This window comes from Klebsiella terrigena (genome assembly GCF_006539725.1).
GTDB classification, from domain to species: Bacteria; Pseudomonadota; Gammaproteobacteria; order Enterobacterales; family Enterobacteriaceae; genus Klebsiella; species Klebsiella terrigena.
Genome location: NZ_BJNO01000022.1, coordinates 34,498 through 52,618, shown reverse-complemented (window position 1 = coordinate 52,618; position 18,121 = coordinate 34,498). Strand labels below are relative to the sequence as shown.

Below are 18,121 nucleotides of genomic sequence, written 5' to 3'. Positions count from 1 at the left end.
CGTCAGGCGAAGGGTTAATGTCTTCGCTGCAGCACCCGCCGGGCGATAATCGGCAGAGAAATCACCGCTATCAGCATGGCGCCGATGATTATCGACATCACGATGCCCGGTACGTTGAGCAGGCTCAGGCCAAAGGTCACCAGACCCATCAGGAAGGCGGCAATAATCACCCCCACCATGCTGCCGGAGCCGCCGAGGATATTGACGCCGCCGAGCACCGCCATCGTCACGACCGCCAGCTCCCAGCCCACTGCCAGCGAGGGACGAGTGCTGCCGAGCCGTGACGTCAGCAGCACCGCGGCCAATCCCGCCATCAGCCCAACCAGGGCAAACAGGATCAGGTTATGGCGCTTAACGTTGATCCCGGAAAACCAGGCGCCGGTCGGATTATTGCCAATCGCGTAGGTGCGGCGGCCAAAGTTGGTTTTATGCAGCAGGAAGGTAAAAGCGGCCGCCAGCAGCAGGAACAACGCAAACTCAAACGAGAGCGCTCCCCAAACGTAGCCCTGACCGAACCAGGCGAAGCTGTCCGGATAGTGATTTAGCGCCTTATCGCCCAGCAGGATGTAGGTCAGGCCGCGATACAGGCTCATGGTGCCGATGGTGATAACGATCGACGACAGGTTTAGTCGCGTCACCAGGATGCCGTTAAACAGGCCGCACAGCAGGCCCACTCCCAGCCCGACGGCCACCAGTAGCGGCGTATCCATCCCCGCCGCCGCGCAAAAGCCCATCGCCGTTGAGCTCAGCGCCATGGTGGAGGCGACCGAGAGGTCAATCTCTCTGGCGATAATCAGCATCGCCATCGGCAGGACGATAATCGCCTTCTCGGTGAAGTTGAAGGTGGCGTCAGAGAGGTTCCAGATATTAAGGAAGTAGGGCGACGCCAGCGCGTTGGCGGCAAAAACGGCGAGGGTCACCGCCAGCAGGAAGCCTTCCCAGCACAGCAGGCGGCGCAGCGGCGACGGCGCCGTCGGGCGGCCGGTCATCTCGTCAGTGGTCATTATTTTGCTCATGGTTTCACCGTCTGTTTTTGCGAAGCCAGCACCGCGCTGCGCAGAATGAGCCGTCCTTGACGTTTGTTCCCACGCTCGTTAAGCACCACGGCGATGACAATAACCGCGCCGGAGATAGCCATCTGCCAGAAGGGGGAGATACCGATGACCGGCAGCGCGTTGTTGATAATCCCGAGGAATAGCGCGCCGCACAGGCAGCCGACTACGCGTCCGGTCCCGCCCATGGTGCTGATGCCGCCGATGACGCAGGCGGCCACGACCTGCAGCTCGAAGCCGTTGGCAACGTCAACGTAGGCGACGGCAAAGCGGGAGATCCACAGATAGCCGCAAAATCCCGCCAGCGCCCCGGAAAGGCAGAAGCTGATGAACTGCATTTTCCCGGCGTTGATGCCGGTGTAGTACGCCGCCGTGGCGTTGCCGCCTGCGGTGTATAGCGCCCGTCCGGTGCGGCTGTAGCGCAGGAAGTAGCCCACCAGCAGCAGGGCGGCGATGGCGCACCAGCTCAGCAGCGGCAGCCCCAGCAGCGAGGTGCGCGGCAGGGCGAGGAAGTCCGCGCTCATCTGATGTGAGTTAACCCAGCCGCCGTCGGAGAGCAGGAAAATAATGCCGCGATAGATGCTCATGGTGCCGAGGGTGACCACGATCGCCGGTATGCCGAGACGCCAGACCAGCAGGCCGTTAATCACCCCCATCAGCAGGCCGAGCAGGGTCGCCAGCATCAGCAGCGCCCACACCGGAATGTCCGGGTGGTGGGCGTTGAGCAGGGCGACGATCATCCCGGTCAGCGCCAGGTTGGCGGCCATCGACAGGTCGATCCCCTTGGTCAGCAGCACCATCATCTGGCCGAGAGCGAGGACGATCAGAATCGAGGTGTCGTTAAACATCTCGACCAGGTTTTCCGCCGCGATGAACGACGGTACCCGGCTGCCGATGCCCGCCACCATCAGGATAATGACCGCCGCCAGCAGCGCTTCGCGGTTTTTAAGCAGTTGTCGCCACATCACGCAGCCTCCCGGGCAGTGCCGCTGGCGGCGCTGACGATAGTTTCCGCCGTCGCTTCGCCGGCGCGATATTCGGCCACCATCAGCCCTTCGTGCATCACGATGATGCGGTCAGCCATTCCCATGACCTCCGGCAGCTCTGATGAGACCATAATGACCGCCAGCCCCTGGCCCACCAGCTCGGACATAAACTGATGCACCGCCGCTTTTGAACCGATATCGATACCCTTCGTCGGCTCATCGAGAATGATCACCTGCGGATGGGTAGCCAGCCATTTGCCGATCACCACTTTCTGCTGGTTGCCGCCGGAGAGGGTTTCTACCGCCTGCTGCCAGCTAAAGGCCTTGACCTGCAGGCGCGAGGCATACTCATCGGCCAGCCGCCATTCGCGGGCGTCGTTCAGCACGCCGCGGGGGTTGAGCCTGGCGAGCTGGGGCAGGCTGATGTTCTGCGCGATCGGCAGGGCGACGATCGCCCCCTGCTTCTGCCGCTCTTCCGGCACGCAGACGATACCGGCCTGAATGGCGTCCGCCGGCTGGCGAAAGCGCACCGCTTTGCCATTCAGCACCATTTCGCCGGAGGAAGGGTGCGATACGCCGGACAGCGCCTGCATAAGCTCGGTGCGCCCGGCGCCGACCAGCCCGTAGAAGCCGAGGATCTCGCCTTTGCGCAGGCTGAAGTTGATATTGGCGAACTCGGTGGGGTGACAGAGATTGCTGACCTCCAGCACCGTTTCTCCCGGGGTGCAGCTCACCTTCGGGTAGGTTTGGGTAATGGCCCGCCCGACCATCATCGACACCATCCGCTCTTCGGTGATCTCGTTGATGGCGCCGGAGCTCACGTACACGCCGTCGCGTAAAATGGTGTAGTAGTCCGCCAGCTCGAAGATTTCGTCAAACTTATGCGAGATAAACAGGATGGCCTTACCGTCCTGCTTCAGGCGCTCGACTATCTGATAAAACTCCAGAATTTCGTGCTGTGAGAGCGCGGCGGTCGGCTCGTCAAGGATAACCACCTGTGCCTCAAAGGAGAGCGCCCGGGCGATAGCCACCATGTGGCGCTGGGCGATGCTCAGCGTTTTTAGCGTCGCGCGCGGGTCGATCTGCACTTCCAGGCGGCGAAGAATATCCCCGGCTTTCTGGTGCATTGCCGGCCAGTCGAGCTTTTTCAGCAGGCCTTTATGCAGATACTGGCCGACAAAAATATTCTCCGTCACCGAGAGTTCGTCAAACAGCACCGTCTCCTGGTGAATAGCGGTGATCCCGATCCGGTGCGCCGACTCCGGATGAGGCAGCTGAATCGGGATCGCTTTATAAAGGATTTCGCCCTCTTCGGGCTGATAAATGCCGGTCATCACTTTGACCAGCGTGGATTTGCCGGCACCGTTTTCGCCAATTAAGGCGGTCACTTTGCCGGGCCAGAGATCGAGCTGTACGTTCTCAAGAGCACGCACACCGGGGAAAACCTTGGTGATGCCCTTAAGCGACAGCAGCGGGGTGGACGCCGTCATGATAAGTCTCCGGTTTTTCCCCCGTTTCCAGGCGAAACGGGGGCTGAGGATTAGAAAATTTTGGAAAACTTATCGATGTTGCCGGCATCGTAAACGAACGGCTCCGCCATCGCGCCGCTGCCGTCGGCATCCAGCTTCACCTTGCCGAGCCTGCCCATGCTGGCTTCGGTTTTGGTTGCCGTGCCTTTGACTAAATCGTCGGCCAGGTAGGTGGCGGCGTAGCCGAGGTCAATGGGGTTCCAGATAGCAAAGCTTTTGCTGGCGCCGGACTTAATCGCTCCGGCCATTTCAGACGGCAGCCCCAGCCCGGTGACGTACACCTTGCCAATCTTGCCCTGATCCTTCACCGCCTGGGCGGCGGCAACGATCCCCACCGACGAAGGCGAGACGATCGCTTTCAGATTGGGATACGACTTCAGCAGGCCGACCGCTTCGCGGTAGCTCTTGTCGGAGAGATCGTCCCCGTAGGCAACGGTGACCAGGTTGACGGAAGGGTACTTCGGCAGCACCTTCTTCATCTCTTCGATCCAGATGTTCTGGTTGGTTGAGGTGGGGGTCGCGCTGAGGATCGCCACGTCACCTTTTTCGACGTTCAGCGCCTTCAGGGCGTCCGCGGCGAGCCTGACGTTGGTCTCGCCAATCAGTGCGTTATTGGAAGGATTTAAGTGGATCTGGCGGCCCGCTGGCGCAACGCCGGAATCCCAGGAGACCACTTTGATCCCGCGCTGCATCGCTTTTTTCAGCACCGGCACCACGGCGTCCGGATCGTTGGCGGAAATGGCGATCGCATCCACCCCCTGGGCGATCAGCCCGTTCAGCACTTCGATCTGCGCTTCGGCGGTGGTGGTGGTGGGGCCGGTATAGATCACTTTCACATCGCCTAACTCTTTAGCCGCTTCCTGCGCGCCGACGTTTGCTGCCTCGAAGAATCCATTTCCCAATGATTTTGCCACGAGGGCAATTTTAACTTCAGCTAAAGCAGAACCGGACAACGCCAGAGCGGCAACGGTGAGGATCAAGCTTGTCTTTATTTTCATTGCTTTTACTCCACATGATTGAGTTAGTTTCCCACCGTCTTTCATCTTGCTGATGCGTGGGCTTCCCGCAGGGCGAAAGAGTTAGGGTAGGGTTTGCAGGTGACAGAGTTCGCCCCGTCTCGGTGAGCGGGGCGCGATGTAATTATTGATAAAGGTCTAACGCGGACTGCACGGGCTGTACATCAAAGCGCTTGCCGAGGGCAATCAGCTCTTCGCGGGTGATGGTCTGCTTCATGCCACCCATGGAGTAAACCTTCACCAGCACTTCAGCCGATTTCTCGGCGGTATCGATCAGGCCAAAGGTCTCATCCAGCGTCGGCCCGCTGCCGAAGACGCCGTGGAACGGCCACAGCACCAGCGAATGCTGACGCATTTCCAGCGCGGTGGCTCCGCCGATTTCGTCGGTACCCGGCACCATCCACGGCAGAATGCCGACGCCGTCCGGGAACACCACCAGGCATTCGGTGCTGCCTTCCCAGAGCTTGCGGGTGAAGAGATCGCTGTTGTTCTCCAGCACGTAGGTCAGGGCGATCAGGTTGGTGGCGTGGCAGTGCATGATCACGCGATCTTTGCCGCCGGTCAGCCTGATGCGTTCGCTGTGGGAGAGGAAGTGGGCTGGCAGTTCTGAGGTCGGCACCGCCTCGTGGGTTAAGCCCCACAGGACGTGATATCCCGCACCGTCGCTGTCCACTTTGACCACGCCGAGGTTGGCGGCCGGATCGAGCTGCACGTTGCGGAAAAACTTACCGGAGCCGGTGACGATAAACGGCTGGTTGGCCAGCGTCGGCATCGGCTGGCTCAGGGCGATATAGCGCGGTTTGGCGTGGAAATCCGCCGCGAAAGGTTCGATATCGGCCTCGTCGAGGCGCAGCGTCAGGTTACCGCCGTTGCGCTCATCCCAGCCCTTCAGCCACGCATCTGTGGTGGCCTTAATCATGCCCTGGACGAACCAGGAGTCGATAATCGTGTGCATAGTCTTGTGCTTCCTGTTGATTCGGCGCGGAGTTGACCCCGCGCCCTGAATAGGTTGTTTATTTGTCGGTTGCCGGGCTACCCGCGCTGGCTGAGAACGGCCTTCTCGTAGCCGCGAACGCTATCCAGCCACTGGCTGCCCGCCGGGGTATCGTGACGCTGGCAGTACATCTCCCAGACGGCCTGCCACGGCAGGCATTTCTGCTCTTCCAGCAGCGCCAGGCGGGCGGTGTAATCGCCGTCGGCTTCCAGCTGGCGCAGCTGTTCCGTCGGCTCCAGCAGCGCGCGCAGCAGCGCTTTTTTCATGTTGCGGGTACCAATCACCCACGCCGCGATGCGGTTGATGGAGGCGTCGAAGAAATCGAGGCCGATGTGCACGCGGTCAAACAGGTTGTGGCGGATGATTTCGCTGGCGATGGCCTGGGTTTCGTCATCCAGCAGCACCACGTGATCGCTATCCCAACGCACCGGGCGGCTGACGTGCAGCAGCAGGCGCGGAATGTAGAGCATGGCGGCGGAGATCTTGTCGGAGATGACCTCCGTGGGATGGAAGTGCCCGGCGTCCAGGCACAGCGCGGTCTGCCGGCTGGTGGCATAGCCCATATAGAATTCATTGGAGCCGACGGTGTAGCTTTCGGCGCCGATACCGAACAGCTTGCTCTCCACGGCATCGATGTGATGCGCCGGGTCGAGCTTCTCGCTAATGACCTCATCCAGCGCGTTCAGCAGGCGCTGGCGCGGTGCGAGGCGGTCAACGGTGATGTCCTTCATGCCGTCCGGGATCCAGATATTCATCACCGACGGGGTGCCCAGCTGCTCGCCGAAATAGGCGGAAACCCGGCGGCTGGCCTTGCAGTGATCGATCCAGAACTGGCGGATTTCATCGTTAGCGTGCGAGAGGGTAAAACCGTCGGCGCTTAGCGGATGTGAGAAACAGGAAGGGTTAAAGTCGAGACCCAGCCCGTTGCTTTTGGCCCACTCCACCCAGTTTTTAAAGTGCTCAGGTTTGATTTCGTTACGCGCAACCGGGGCGTCGGACTCCAGGTACAGCGCGTGCAGGTTCAGCCGTTTCGGTCCGGGGATCAGGCTCAGCGCCTGCTCAAGGTCGGCGCGCAGCTCGCCCGCGTTGCGGGCTTTACCCGGATAGTTGCCGGTGGCCTGAATCCCGCCGGTTAAGCTCCCCTCCGGGTTTTCAAAGCCCGCGACGTCATCGCCCTGCCAGCAGTGCATGGATACGGGGAGCCGGTCCAGCTGGCGCAGAGCCTCCTCGACATCCACACCGGCGGCGGCGTAGCGCTGTTTAGCAATTTCCCAGGCTTGTTCAAGTTGAGTGGTCATGCGCAAAGCTCCTTGGTCTGTTGTTGCTGAAACTGCGCAACGAAGCGGGCAATTTCATGTTCAGGATTAGGGGTAAACGTGGTGAGCGCGTAGTTGTCGCGTACCACCTGACGGAAATCATCGACGTTGTTCAGCTCATCCAGCGTCATCAGCTGGATGCCGATATTGCCGAGCGTAGAGGCCTCGACGGGGCCGGCGATAACCGTTATGCCGCAGGCGTCCGCGCACAGCTGATTGAGCAGCGCGTTCTGACAACCGCCGCCGACGATATGCAGCTGGCTGAAGGGCTGGCCCCGCAGCCGGGCAAGCTCGCCGAGCACGCGGGCGTACAGCAGAGCGAGGCTGTCAAAAATACAGCGCGCCAGCTCGGCGTCGCCGTCGGGCACCGGCTGTCCGGATTCGCGGCAGGCGGCCTGAATCTCAGCGCTCATATTGGCCGGGTTGATAAAACGCTCATCGTTGCAGTCAATCACCGAGCGGCAGGCCGGGAGGTCGGCGGTGTGGGCAATCAGCGCCGGGAGGTCGCTGACGTTCTGCTCTTTCAGCACCCGCTGCAGCAGCCACAGGCCCATAATATTTTTCAGCACCCGATAGCGGCCTTCGGCGCCGCCTTCGTTGGTGATATTGGCCCGCAGCGCATCGTCGCCGGTGCAGGGGGTTTTGCTTTCAAAGCCCATTAACGACCAGGTGCCGGAGGAGAGATAGGCCGCATTTTTACCGGTCAGCGGAGAAGCGATCACCGCGCTGGCGGTATCGTGACTGGCGACGGCGACGACCGGGATCGCGTTGCCCTGCGGGCAAATCCAGTGGCCGATCACGTTGCCGGGATGGGTCGGGGTACCGAACCACTCGCGCGGCGCGCCGCTCCAGTTCAGCAGATCCTCATCCCAGCTATCGCTGTTGATATTGACCAGCTGGGTGGTGGTAGCGTTGGTGTATTCCCAGTTCATCTGGCCGGTCAGACGGAAGCTGAAGTAGTCCGGGATCAGCAGCGCGTGCGCGGCCTGGCTCACCAGCTCCGGCTGCTGCTCAACCAGGGCGCGCAGCTGGTAAAGGGTGTTGAACGGCAGAAACTGAATGCCGCTGCGGCGATAGATATCCGCTCGGCCTATCTGCGTTTCGGCATGCTGCATCAGGCCGTGGGTGCGGTCGTCGCGATAGGAAACCGCGAGGCCGACGCGCTGGCCCTGACCGTCGAGCAGGACATAATCCACGCCCCAGGTATCAATGCCGATGCTGTCGATAAGGATGCCCCGATCGCACACCAGCGCCAGCCCGCGGCGAATTTCGCCTTCCAGGCTATCGATATCCCAGCAGTCGTAGCCATCCACCTTGTGCAGGCTGTTGGTAAAACGGTGGATTTCACGCAGCGACAGCGCACGCTGTCCGCTTTCATAGCTGGCGAGCATCACCCGCCCGCTGGAAGCGCCTAAATCAACGGCGACACAATGTCGAAAACTCATGGCAGAGATCCTTCTGAAAATCATTGCCAGCAGTCTAAAAAAGTCGCCGGTCGCGCACCTTCTTGCCACGGACAGGGAAATTTCTCCGCTGGCAAGAAAGCAAAGGTGACCGTGAGAGAGCTCACAATTTCATTCTGTCGCTATCGACGTGGGGGATGTGACGCTCTCCGCAGTTCCCGATCTTTCCGGCTGTTTCTTGAAAAAGCGGCAGGCTTTACGCCGTTTGCGGTCGAAAATTGAAGGCCGGATTGCCGGTCCTTAATTACTATTTGCGACACTGATTGATAACATTTCTCATTTCGAGGGAGCTGCTATGACCGTATTGCACAGTGTGGATTTCTTTAAGTCCGGTACTTCTGCTGTTGCCATTGAGCCACGCCTCCCTCAGTCGGCGTTTCCGGAGCATCACCACGATTTCCATGAAATTGTTATCGTCGAGCACGGGACGGGGATCCACGTTTTCAACGGCCAGCCCTATACCATCAGCGGCGGCTCGGTCTGTTTTATTCGCGATCACGATCGCCATCTTTATGAACATACCGATAACCTGTGCCTGACCAACGTGCTCTATCGCGCACCGGATGCCTTTCGCTTTCTGAGCGGCGTCAGCCAGCTGCTGCCGCAGGAGCAGGAAGGCAACTATCTCTCGCACTGGCGGGTTAATCAGGGGGCTTTGCAGCAGGTGCGGCAGATCGTCAGCCAGATGGAAAGCCTCGGCGGCGAGTCGGATGTGCATACTATTGCCAGCCGGGAAATTTTGTTTATGCAGCTGCTGGTGCTGCTACGCAAAAGCAGCCTCGCGGAAGGGGCCGCCGATAGCGAGGCGCGGCTCAATCACCTGATGGCGTGGCTGGAAGATCACTTTGCAGAGGATGTCTGCTGGGAAGAGGTGGCGGCCCAGTTTTCGCTGTCGCTGCGCACGCTGCATCGTCAGCTCAAGCAGCAGACCGGCCTGACGCCGCAGCGCTACCTGAACCGGGTGCGGTTGATGAAGGCGCGCCATCTGCTGCGGCACAGCGATGACAGCGTAACGGATATCGCCTATCACTGCGGATTCGGCGACAGTAACCACTTTTCGACGCTTTTTCGCCGCGAGTTTTCCTGGTCACCGCGTGATATCCGCCAGGGACGTGACGCCATTCTTCAGTAACGCGAGAGCAGTCAACGTTTTAGCGAGCAAAATCGCGAATAATCGAACGTTATTTGTGCCTGGAGTTGTCGCGGTGGCCGGTCAGTTGATTCTTCGCAAAGATGAGTTTTTTGCCTCGCCTTCTCAGGCGGTGGCGGTAGCGGATCGGTACCCGCAAAACGTCTTCGCCGAGCATACCCATGAGTTCTGCGAACTGGTGCTGGTATGGCGGGGAAACGGCCTGCATGTGCTTAACGATCGCCCGTGGCGCATTACCCGCGGCGATCTGTTCTATATCCGCGCGCAGGACAAGCACTCCTATGCGTCGGTGAACGATTTAGTCCTGCAAAACGTCATCTACTGCCCGGACCGGCTGCGGCTCAACTTTGACTGGGCGGCCCATATTCCCGGACTGTTTGGTACGCCGTGGGTTCCGCACTGGCGAATCGGCAGCTCCGGTATGACCCAGGTACGGCAGGTGATTACCCAGCTTGAACAGGAGAGCACCCGCAGCGACCCCCAGGCCAATCAGATGGCCGAGCTGCTGTTCGCCCAGTTGGCGCTCATTCTGCACCGACATCGCTACGCGACCGACAACCTGGCGGCGACCCAGAGCGAAGCCCTCCTCGATAAACTGCTGACCGAACTGGCCGGCAGCCTGAACCGACCCTTTTTCCTCGATCGCTTTTGCGCGCGGGAAGCGTGCAGCGAGCGCGCCCTGCGCCAGCAGTTTCGCCAGCAGACGGGTATGACGATCAACCACTATTTACGTCAGCTGAGAATTTGCCACGCGCAGTACCTGCTGCAGCATACGGAGCGGCTGATTGGCGAAATCGCTATGCTGTGCGGATTCGAAGACAGTAACTACTTTTCGGTGGTCTTTAACCGTGAGATTGGCATGACGCCGGGGCAGTGGCGGCAACGCAGTCGCGTCGCCGCTTAGGCGTTTAGTTTGCCATTCCCAGGCCGACAATATTGGCGGCAATAATGATCACCACGCAGCCAAGGCTGAGTACGCCGACCGGACGCCGTCCGGCGTTGTTCCACTCCTTCAGCACCAGCCCCACCAGCCCACCGCACAGAACGTAGAAGCTCATATGCAGCATCCAGCTCATGTAGTCGTACTGTGCCGGAATGCTGGCGTGGCCCCATGCGTAGAAGAAGAACTGCAGGTACCACATCAGGCCGCCGAGCGCGGAAAGCAGGATATTGGCGATGATGAGCGGTTTTGCCCGCGAGAAGTCCGCTTTTATCGACAGGTTTTTCACTTTTGCCAGCCGAATAAAGCAGAATCCGAGGTTCACCAGCGCGCCGCCGCCCATGATCACCACGTAGCTAGGCAGAGCGGTGTACAGCGGGTCAACCCCCAGCGCCGCGGCGGCTTCGTGCATCGGTTTGGCGGCGTTCATTGCAAACGACATCCCCGCCGAGAAAATGCCGCACATGACCGCCAGGACCAGACCTTTTTTAAGGTTGAAGTCTGCGGCCTTAATGCCCATTTTGCGCTCTTTCAGCTGCCCCGCTCGGGTGACAATGGCGACGCCAATCACCGCGACCAGCACGCCGAGCAGCGTCATCTGACCGCCTTTGGTATTGATTAAAACCTCGAACTGACCGTTGAGAATCGGGGTCATGAGCGTACCGACGATCAGGGTAATGCCGATGGCGATACCGATCCCCATCGACATGCCGAGATAGCGCATGGTCAGGCCGTAGTTGATATTGCCGATACCCCACATCGCGCCGAACATGAAGACCGGCAGCAGAGTCGAGGCGCTAAAGGAGTTGTAATAGGCCCAAAAATCAGGCAACAGCAGGGCGCTGATAGTCCAGGGCAGGATCAGCCACGAGACAATCCCGCCGATAGACCACATGGTTTCCCATGACCACTGCTTAACTTGTTTGAACGGAGCATAGAAACAGGCTGCACTGGCCGCACCTATCAAATGCCAAAAAATACCCATCGTAATCGCGTGATTCATTGATTTTATCCTCATCTATTTTTTATCGGATAAATCTTCTTCCGACCCGATGAGTGTAAAAATCGGTCAGTTTTATCGCCTTCAGGCTGTTGCCACGTGTGGGTAAACCCTGGCAACCAACGGCTTAATTACTTGTTCCAGCTCACAAAATCGCGGGTATCACACTCTGTTATAACCTTATTAAAAATACGGCATTGATAAGCGTTTTCAATATCATTTAATTAACTATAATGAACCAACTGCTTACGCGGCCTTAACACTTTCAGCCGCTCGACAATAATGGAGATGATTATGAGTTTTACACTGCCAGCCCTGCCGTACGCTTATGACGCCCTGGAACCGCACTTCGACAAGCAGACTATGGAAATCCACCATACTAAGCACCACCAGGCTTACGTTAACAACGCGAACGCTGCGCTGGAAAGCCTGCCGGAATTCGCCGATCTGTCTGTTGAAGAGCTGATTACTAAACTGGATCAGCTGCCGGCTGACAAAAAAGGTCCTCTGCGTAACAACGCGGGCGGCCACGCTAACCATAGCCTGTTCTGGAAAGGCCTGAAAACCGGTACCACCCTGCAGGGCGACCTGAAAGCGGCTATCGAGCGCGATTTCGGCTCCGTTGATAACTTCAAAGCTGAGTTTGAAAAAGCTGCAGCCACCCGTTTCGGCTCCGGCTGGGCGTGGCTGGTACTGAAAGGCGACAAGCTGGCCGTGGTTTCTACCGCGAACCAGGACTCCCCGCTGATGGGTGAAGCTATCTCCGGCGCTTCCGGTTTCCCGATCCTGGGCCTGGACGTGTGGGAACACGCTTACTACCTGAAATTCCAGAACCGCCGCCCGGACTACATCAAAGAGTTCTGGAACGTGGTTAACTGGGACGAAGCAGCAGCGCGTTTTGCCGCCAAAAAATAAGGTTGCATTGTGCTGAACGAGAAGCGAGTCTGATGACTCGCTTTTTTTATACCTGTAGCAGGGGGCAGCAGATGCACTATCCGGTGAACGTCTTTGTGGGCAAGATAAGGGATTACGAAGGAAGCCGTCCGAGCGCCATCGGGAAAATCCAGGTCGACGGTGAGTTAACCCTCGGCGATCTGGGGCTGGAAGGCGATGAGCAGGCGGAAAAGAAAATTCACGGCGGCCCGGATCGCGCGCTCTGCCAGTACCCGCGCGAGCACTACGCCGACTGGATCCGCGAATTCCCCCAGCAGGCCGACCTTTTCTGCGCGCCGGCCTTTGGCGAAAACCTTTCTGCTGAAGGAATGACCGAGAAAAACGTCTATATCGGGGATATCTTTCGCTGGGGCGAGGCGCTGATTCAGGTAACGCAGCCGCGATCGCCGTGTTTTAAGCTCAACTTCCATTTTGCCATCAGCGATATGGCCCAGCGCATGCAGAATAGCGGTAAAACCGGCTGGCTGTACCGGGTGGTGGCGGGGGGCGTGGTCTCCTGCGACGCGCCGCTGGAGCTGGCGTCCAGGGTGAGTGATATCAGCGTACATGAGGCCGGCGCGATTGCCTGGCATATGCCGTTTGATGACGAGCAGTATCATCGCCTGCTCAGTGCCGCAGGGCTGTCGGTAAGCTGGAGCCGTACCATGCAGAAGCGGCGTTTAAGCGGCAAGATCGAAGATAATTCCCGCCGATTGTCGGGGAAATAAGGCTTCCCCCGGCTGCGTGCGCAGACCGGGGAACGCCGCGTCAGGTGCGCTTATACAGCGGCAGCCAGATGGTCAGCCGCAGGCCGCCCAGCGGGCTGTCGTCGGCTTTCACCCAACCGCGATGCTGCTGAATAGCGGCTTCGACAATAGCCAGTCCCAGACCGGTACCGCCTGACTCGCGATCGCGCGCTTCGTCGGTGCGGTAGAACGGGCGGAAAATCTGCTCGCGATCCTCAGGGCTGACGCCCGGACCGTCATCATCGACGTTAACCGTGATGCCGTCTTTATCCACCGAGAAGCTCACCGAAATTCGGGTATGCGAGTAGCGCAGCGCGTTGCGTACGATATTCTCCAGCGCGCTTTCCAGCGCGTTGGGGTTGCCGTACAGCGGCCACGGCCCCGGCGGATACTCCACGGTGAACGATTTTCCTACCTGCTCGGCCTCGAAGGCGGCGTTATCGAGCACCTCGCCCCACAGCTGGTTGGCTTTTACCGTCTCGCTGACCAGCGCGTTGTTGGCCTGATTGCGCGACATCACCAGCAGATCGTTGATCATGCTGTCCAGCCGATGCGCCTCCATCTCAATACGCTCCAGCTCTTTGCTCTCGCCGCTGCGGCGGCGCAGCAGGGCGGTGCCCAGCTGCAGTCGCGTAAGCGGCGTGCGCAGCTCGTGGGAGATATCGGAGAGCAGACGCTGCTGGCTGGTCATCATCCGCTCCAGGGCGGTGACCATCTGGTTAAAGCTGGTCCCGGCGGCCAAAAACTCCTGCGGGCCGGCTTCCAGTTCCGGATGCTGGCGCAGGTTCCCCTGGGCGACCTCGTCGGCGGCATTTTTCAGCTTACGCGCCGGTTTTGCCAGACTCCACGCCAGCCATAGCAGCAGCGGAGCGCTGACCAGCATGGTGACGATAAGCAGCAGCAGCGGACGGTCAAACAGCAGGTTGATGAAATCGGATTGTGACGTGCTGGCGGGGCGGATCAGATAGAGCTGATAATTATCCTCACCATCCCTGACGGAAAACGGGCCGACCATTTCCAGACGACCGTAGCGTTTTTTCTGCGGATGATCGGCATTATCGGCCTGGCCGATAAAGTTGCGAATAATCTGCATTTCGTTGCGTTCTGCGCCGATAACGCGCCCTTCGCTGGTGACCAGCAGCAGGCGCTGTCCCGGCGGAGCCCATTTATCTATCGCCCGAAACAGACGACGCCACCACATCAGATCGTTGGGTGGATCGGTCGCCAGCTCGGCCTCAACGTGCTGCTCAATCATGATGCCCTGGCGTTGCTCGCTTTCCAGAAGTTCGGTCATCTGGCGCGAATCCAGCTTGGGCAGCATCAGAACCAGCATCAACACCAGCGCCAGCGTGAGCCAGAAAATAGCGAAGATGCGTGCGGTTAAACTTCCAATCATGAAGCTGAAACCATCAGATAGCCGCGCCCGCGCAGGGTTTTAAACCACGGGTGGCCGTCTTTACGCTCCGGCAGCTTACGCCGCAGGTTAGAAATATGCATATCGATGGCGCGGTCGAACGGCGTCAGGCGTTTTCCCAATACTTCCTGACTCAGATGTTCACGAGAGACCACCTGGCCAAGATGCTGCGCCAGCAGGTACAGCAGGGTGAACTCCGTTCCGGTAAGCTCCAGCGTTTGACCATCAAAGTTGGCTTCCTGACGGCCCGGGTTGAGGCTCAATGCGTCAACCTCCAGCGTCGGTGAGCCGGCTTCGGTGGTTTGCTGCTGCTCACTCCAGTGGGAGCGGCGCAGAATCGCGCGTATGCGCGCCACCAGCTCACGATCGTTAAACGGCTTAGGCAGATAATCATCCGCGCCCAGTTCAAGGCCGAGAACGCGATCCAGCTCGCTACCGCGGGCAGTTAGCATGATAACGGGAGTCTGGTGTGTCTGACGCAACTCTTTAAGCGTATCGATACCGTTTTTCTTCGGCATCATCACATCAAGTAAAAGTAAATCGATGCTGTCGTCCAGGAGAGCCAGCGCCTGTTCCCCATCATGGGCTACGAGCACGTTAAAGCCTTCCATATCGAGCAGCTCTTTTAACAGGGAGGTGAGCTCCCGGTCATCATCAACTAACAGGATTTTGTTCATTGTTTAAATACCTCCGAGGCAGAAATTACGTCATCAAGGCTCGCTAATCCATGACTTTACGTTGTTTTACACCCCCTGACGCATGTTTGCAGCCCGAATCGTAAACTGTCTCTCGTTGAATCGCGACACAAACGTTTTGGGAGTATGTGATGCGCAATGTTATTGCTGCCGTCATGGCCTCAACGCTGGCGCTAAGTGCTAATAGCCAGGCCGCTGAAGTCGTTACCAGCGTTAACTGGCTCCCCGGAGAAGAAGGGGCGCAGCGCAGCATCCAGGGCCACATGTTTGATGGCATAAGTTTAACCGAACAGCAACGACAGCAGTTACGAGATCTTATGCAACGGGCACGCCACGATAGGTTACCCGTTAATGTTAGCGAAATGGAGACAATGCATAGCCTTGTCACCGCAGAAAAATTTGATGAAAACGCTGTGCGCGCTCAGGCCGATAAGATGGCGCAGGAACAGGTTGACCGCCAGATCGAAATGGCGAAGGTTCGCAACCAGATGTACCACCTGTTAACGCCAGAGCAGCAAGCGGTTTTAAATGCTAAGCACCAGCAGCGAATGGATCAGTTGCGTGAGGTTGTAAGGATGCAGAAAGGCTCAGCGAAGATGCTTTCAAGTAGTAGCAATACCGTGCAACCCCAGTAACAAACCCTGTTTTCCTTGCCATAGACACCATCCCTGTCTTCCCCCCACATGATGTGGGGGTTTTTTTTGCCTGTCATTCAGCTAAACGACCTCCCGCTTGTCATCCGTCGTCGCAATAGATCGGGTTATACTAAGCGCACTGCGGGTGAAGGAGCGTTTATGAATCAATCTTATGGGCGGCTGGTGAGTCGTGCGGCCATTGCGGCGACGGTGATGGCTTCCGCGTTACTTTTGATTAAAATTTTTGCGTGGTGGTATACCGGCTCTGTGAGTATTCTGGCTGCGCTGGTGGACTCGCTGGTGGATATTGCCGCCTCGTTAACCAATCTCCTGGTGGTGCGCTATTCGCTGCAACCTGCCGATGAGGAGCATACCTTTGGCCACGGCAAGGCCGAGTCGCTGGCGGCGCTGGCGCAAAGTATGTTTATCTCCGGGTCGGCGCTGTTCCTGTTTTTGACCGGTATTCAGCACCTGGCGCGCCCGGAACCGATGCAGGCGGCGGGCGTCGGGATGATTGTGACCCTGATTGCGCTGCTCAGTACGCTGGTGCTGGTGACCTTCCAGCGCTGGGTGGTGAGAAAAACGCAGAGTCAGGCGGTGCGAGCAGATATGCTTCATTATCAGTCTGATGTTATGATGAACGGCGCTATTCTGGTGGCGCTGGGCCTCTCCTGGTACGGCTGGCATCGTGCCGATGCGCTATTTGCGTTGGGGATAGGCGTCTATATTCTGTATAGCGCGCTGCGCATGGCCTATGAGGCCGTCCAGTCGCTGTTAGACCGCGCGCTGCCTGATGAGGAACGTCAGGACATTATCAATATCGTGACCGCATGGCCTGGCGTCAGCGGGGCACACGATCTACGGACGCGGCAGTCAGGGCCGACTCGCTTTATTCAAATACATTTGGAAATGGAAGATAACCTGCCATTGGTTCAGGCACACGTCATTGCCGACCAGGTGGAGCAGGCGATTCTGCACCGTTTTCCGGGTTCTGATGTCATTATCCATCAGGACCCCTGTTCTGTGGTGCCGCTGGCGCGGCAGGGCGTTTTTTAAGCTTTGAGTTATAGTCTGTAAACTCGATGTAAAAATGTGGGGCAGGCCGGCATTATTTGTATAAATTACCGCCGTTTGGTCTGACCTGAATCAATTCAGCCAGAAGCGTTTGATATACTATTGCAATTATCGTCGTGCACTCCTGATAAGGGAGCGCTTCAGGCAACAGGATTATTTTTTGCTTCCTAAGTTCAGAGGTAGTCATGATTAAGAAAATCGGTGTGTTGACAAGTGGCGGTGATGCGCCGGGCATGAACGCGGCAATTCGCGGCGTTGTGCGCGCGGCATTAACGGAAGGTCTGGAAATTTTTGGAATCTATGACGGTTACCTCGGGTTGTATGAAGATCGTATGATCCAGCTCGACCGCTATAGCGTTTCCGACATGATCAACCGTGGCGGCACCTTCCTGGGTTCAGCACGTTTCCCGGAATTCCGCGAAGAGCACGTTCGCGCCGTGGCCCTTGAGAACATGAAAAAGCGCGGTCTGGATGCGCTGGTTGTTATCGGCGGTGATGGTTCGTACATGGGGGCGATGCGCCTGACCGAAATGGGCTTCCCGTGCATCGGTCTGCCGGGCACCATCGACAACGATATTAAAGGCACCGACTACACCATCGGTTTTTTCACCGCGCTGAGCACCGTTGTTGAAGCGATTGACCGTCTGCGTGATACCTCTTCCTCACACCAGCGTATTTCCATCGTTGAAGTGATGGGCCGCTATTGTGGCGATCTGACGCTGGCGGCGGCTATTTCCGGCGGCTGTGAATTCGTCATGGTGCCTGAGGTTGATTACAGCCGCGACGATTTGGTCGCTGAAATCAAAGCGGGTATCGCCAAAGGTAAGAAACACGCGATTGTGGCCATCACAGAGCACATGTGCGACGTCCACGAGCTGGCTGACTACATTGAGAAAGAGACCGGTCGTGAAACGCGTGCAACCGTTCTGGGTCACATTCAGCGCGGCGGCTCCCCGGTTCCTTATGACCGTATCCTGGCATCCCGCATGGGCGCCTACGCGATTGACCTGCTGCTGCAGGGCTTCGGCGGCCGCTGTGTGGGTATTCAGAACGAGAAGCTGGTTCATCATGACATTATCGACGCTATCGAAAACATGAAGCGTCCGTTCAAAAATGACTGGCTGGATTGCGCGAAGAAACTGTACTAAGTTTCAGCGTAAAACAAAAAGGCCTTCTCA

General features: G+C 58.2%; 17 protein-coding genes. 7 read left to right on the top strand and 10 right to left on the bottom strand.

Annotated elements, in window-relative coordinates; translation table 11 throughout:
* Positions 1–14: 14 nt before the first annotated feature.
* From RTE01_RS20790 to rhaB, 7 genes are all read right to left on the bottom strand, one after another.
* Complete coding sequence (locus RTE01_RS20790) at positions 15–1,016, bottom strand: ABC transporter permease (RefSeq protein WP_115193842.1); 1,002 nt, start codon at positions 1,014–1,016, stop codon at positions 15–17.
* Entirely contained in the window at positions 1,013–2,017 is a 1,005-nt protein-coding gene (locus RTE01_RS20785) for an ABC transporter permease (RefSeq protein WP_115193841.1), read from the bottom strand. Before RTE01_RS20785 ends, RTE01_RS20790 begins: the two co-directional genes overlap by 4 nt.
* Complete coding sequence (locus tag RTE01_RS20780; RefSeq protein WP_041143418.1) at positions 2,017–3,528, bottom strand: sugar ABC transporter ATP-binding protein; 1,512 nt, start codon at positions 3,526–3,528, stop codon at positions 2,017–2,019. Before RTE01_RS20780 ends, RTE01_RS20785 begins: the two co-directional genes overlap by 1 nt.
* Positions 3,529–3,578: 50 nt before the next feature.
* Complete coding sequence (gene rhaS / locus RTE01_RS20775; protein WP_041143419.1) at positions 3,579–4,565, bottom strand: rhamnose ABC transporter substrate-binding protein; 987 nt, start codon at positions 4,563–4,565, stop codon at positions 3,579–3,581.
* Positions 4,566–4,707: 142 nt separating this feature from the next.
* The gene (gene rhaD, locus RTE01_RS20770; protein WP_041143420.1) at positions 4,708–5,538 is read right to left on the bottom strand and encodes a rhamnulose-1-phosphate aldolase; all 831 of its coding nucleotides are present in this window, start codon (positions 5,536–5,538) and stop codon (positions 4,708–4,710) included.
* 77 nt (positions 5,539–5,615) lie between these two features.
* Positions 5,616–6,875, bottom strand: a complete 1,260-nt coding sequence (rhaA, locus tag RTE01_RS20765; protein WP_041143421.1) for an L-rhamnose isomerase — start codon at positions 6,873–6,875, stop codon at positions 5,616–5,618.
* Complete coding sequence (rhaB, locus tag RTE01_RS20760; RefSeq protein ID WP_134528313.1) at positions 6,872–8,338, bottom strand: rhamnulokinase; 1,467 nt, start codon at positions 8,336–8,338, stop codon at positions 6,872–6,874. Before rhaB ends, rhaA begins: the two co-directional genes overlap by 4 nt.
* 313 nt (positions 8,339–8,651) lie before the next feature.
* On the opposite strand from rhaB, the gene rhaS (RTE01_RS20750) reads away from it, so the two are divergent.
* Positions 8,652–9,488, top strand: a complete 837-nt coding sequence (rhaS, locus tag RTE01_RS20750; RefSeq protein ID WP_041143423.1) for an HTH-type transcriptional activator RhaS — start codon at positions 8,652–8,654, stop codon at positions 9,486–9,488.
* A 73-nt stretch (positions 9,489–9,561) separates the two neighbouring features.
* Entirely contained in the window at positions 9,562–10,410 is an 849-nt protein-coding gene (gene rhaR, locus RTE01_RS20745) for an HTH-type transcriptional activator RhaR (RefSeq protein ID WP_041143424.1), read from the top strand.
* A 4-nt stretch (positions 10,411–10,414) separates the two neighbouring features.
* Here the strand turns inward: rhaR and rhaT are convergent, their stop codons facing one another.
* Positions 10,415–11,449 carry an L-rhamnose/proton symporter RhaT gene (gene rhaT / locus RTE01_RS20740; protein ID WP_141335328.1) on the bottom strand — a complete coding sequence of 345 codons (1,035 nt, stop codon included), beginning with the start codon at positions 11,447–11,449 and terminating at the stop codon, positions 10,415–10,417.
* Positions 11,450–11,740: 291 nt separating this feature from the next.
* Between rhaT and sodA the strand changes: the two genes are divergently transcribed.
* Together sodA and yiiM are read left to right on the top strand one after the other, a co-directional pair.
* The gene (sodA, locus tag RTE01_RS20735) at positions 11,741–12,361 is read left to right on the top strand and encodes a superoxide dismutase [Mn] (RefSeq protein ID WP_041143426.1); all 621 of its coding nucleotides are present in this window, start codon (positions 11,741–11,743) and stop codon (positions 12,359–12,361) included.
* Positions 12,362–12,432: 71 nt separating this feature from the next.
* Entirely contained in the window at positions 12,433–13,107 is a 675-nt protein-coding gene (gene yiiM, locus RTE01_RS20730) for a 6-hydroxyaminopurine reductase (protein WP_041143427.1), read from the top strand.
* Positions 13,108–13,147: 40 nt separating this feature from the next.
* On the opposite strand, the gene cpxA is transcribed toward yiiM, so the two are convergent.
* Positions 13,148–14,521, bottom strand: a complete 1,374-nt coding sequence (cpxA, locus tag RTE01_RS20725; RefSeq protein ID WP_041143428.1) for an envelope stress sensor histidine kinase CpxA — start codon at positions 14,519–14,521, stop codon at positions 13,148–13,150.
* Positions 14,518–15,216: an envelope stress response regulator transcription factor CpxR gene (cpxR, locus tag RTE01_RS20720; RefSeq protein WP_004203671.1), complete on the bottom strand. Its 699-nt coding sequence runs from the start codon at positions 15,214–15,216 to the stop codon at positions 14,518–14,520. The genes cpxA and cpxR overlap by 4 nt, the downstream gene beginning before the upstream one ends.
* Positions 15,217–15,365: 149 nt before the next feature.
* Here cpxR and cpxP point away from each other — a divergent pair, with 149 nt between their 5' ends.
* The 3 genes from cpxP to pfkA all read left to right on the top strand — a co-directional run bounded on the left by cpxP (position 15,366) and on the right by pfkA (position 18,091).
* Positions 15,366–15,869, top strand: a complete 504-nt coding sequence (gene cpxP / locus RTE01_RS20715) for a cell-envelope stress modulator CpxP (protein WP_041143429.1) — start codon at positions 15,366–15,368, stop codon at positions 15,867–15,869.
* A gap of 159 nt (positions 15,870–16,028) precedes the next feature.
* The gene (gene fieF, locus RTE01_RS20710) at positions 16,029–16,925 is read left to right on the top strand and encodes a CDF family cation-efflux transporter FieF (protein WP_041143430.1); all 897 of its coding nucleotides are present in this window, start codon (positions 16,029–16,031) and stop codon (positions 16,923–16,925) included.
* Positions 16,926–17,128: 203 nt separating this feature from the next.
* A complete protein-coding gene (gene pfkA, locus RTE01_RS20705; protein ID WP_134528319.1) occupies positions 17,129–18,091 on the top strand; it encodes a 6-phosphofructokinase in 963 nt (320 codons plus the stop codon).
* Positions 18,092–18,121: the final 30 nt, after the last annotated feature.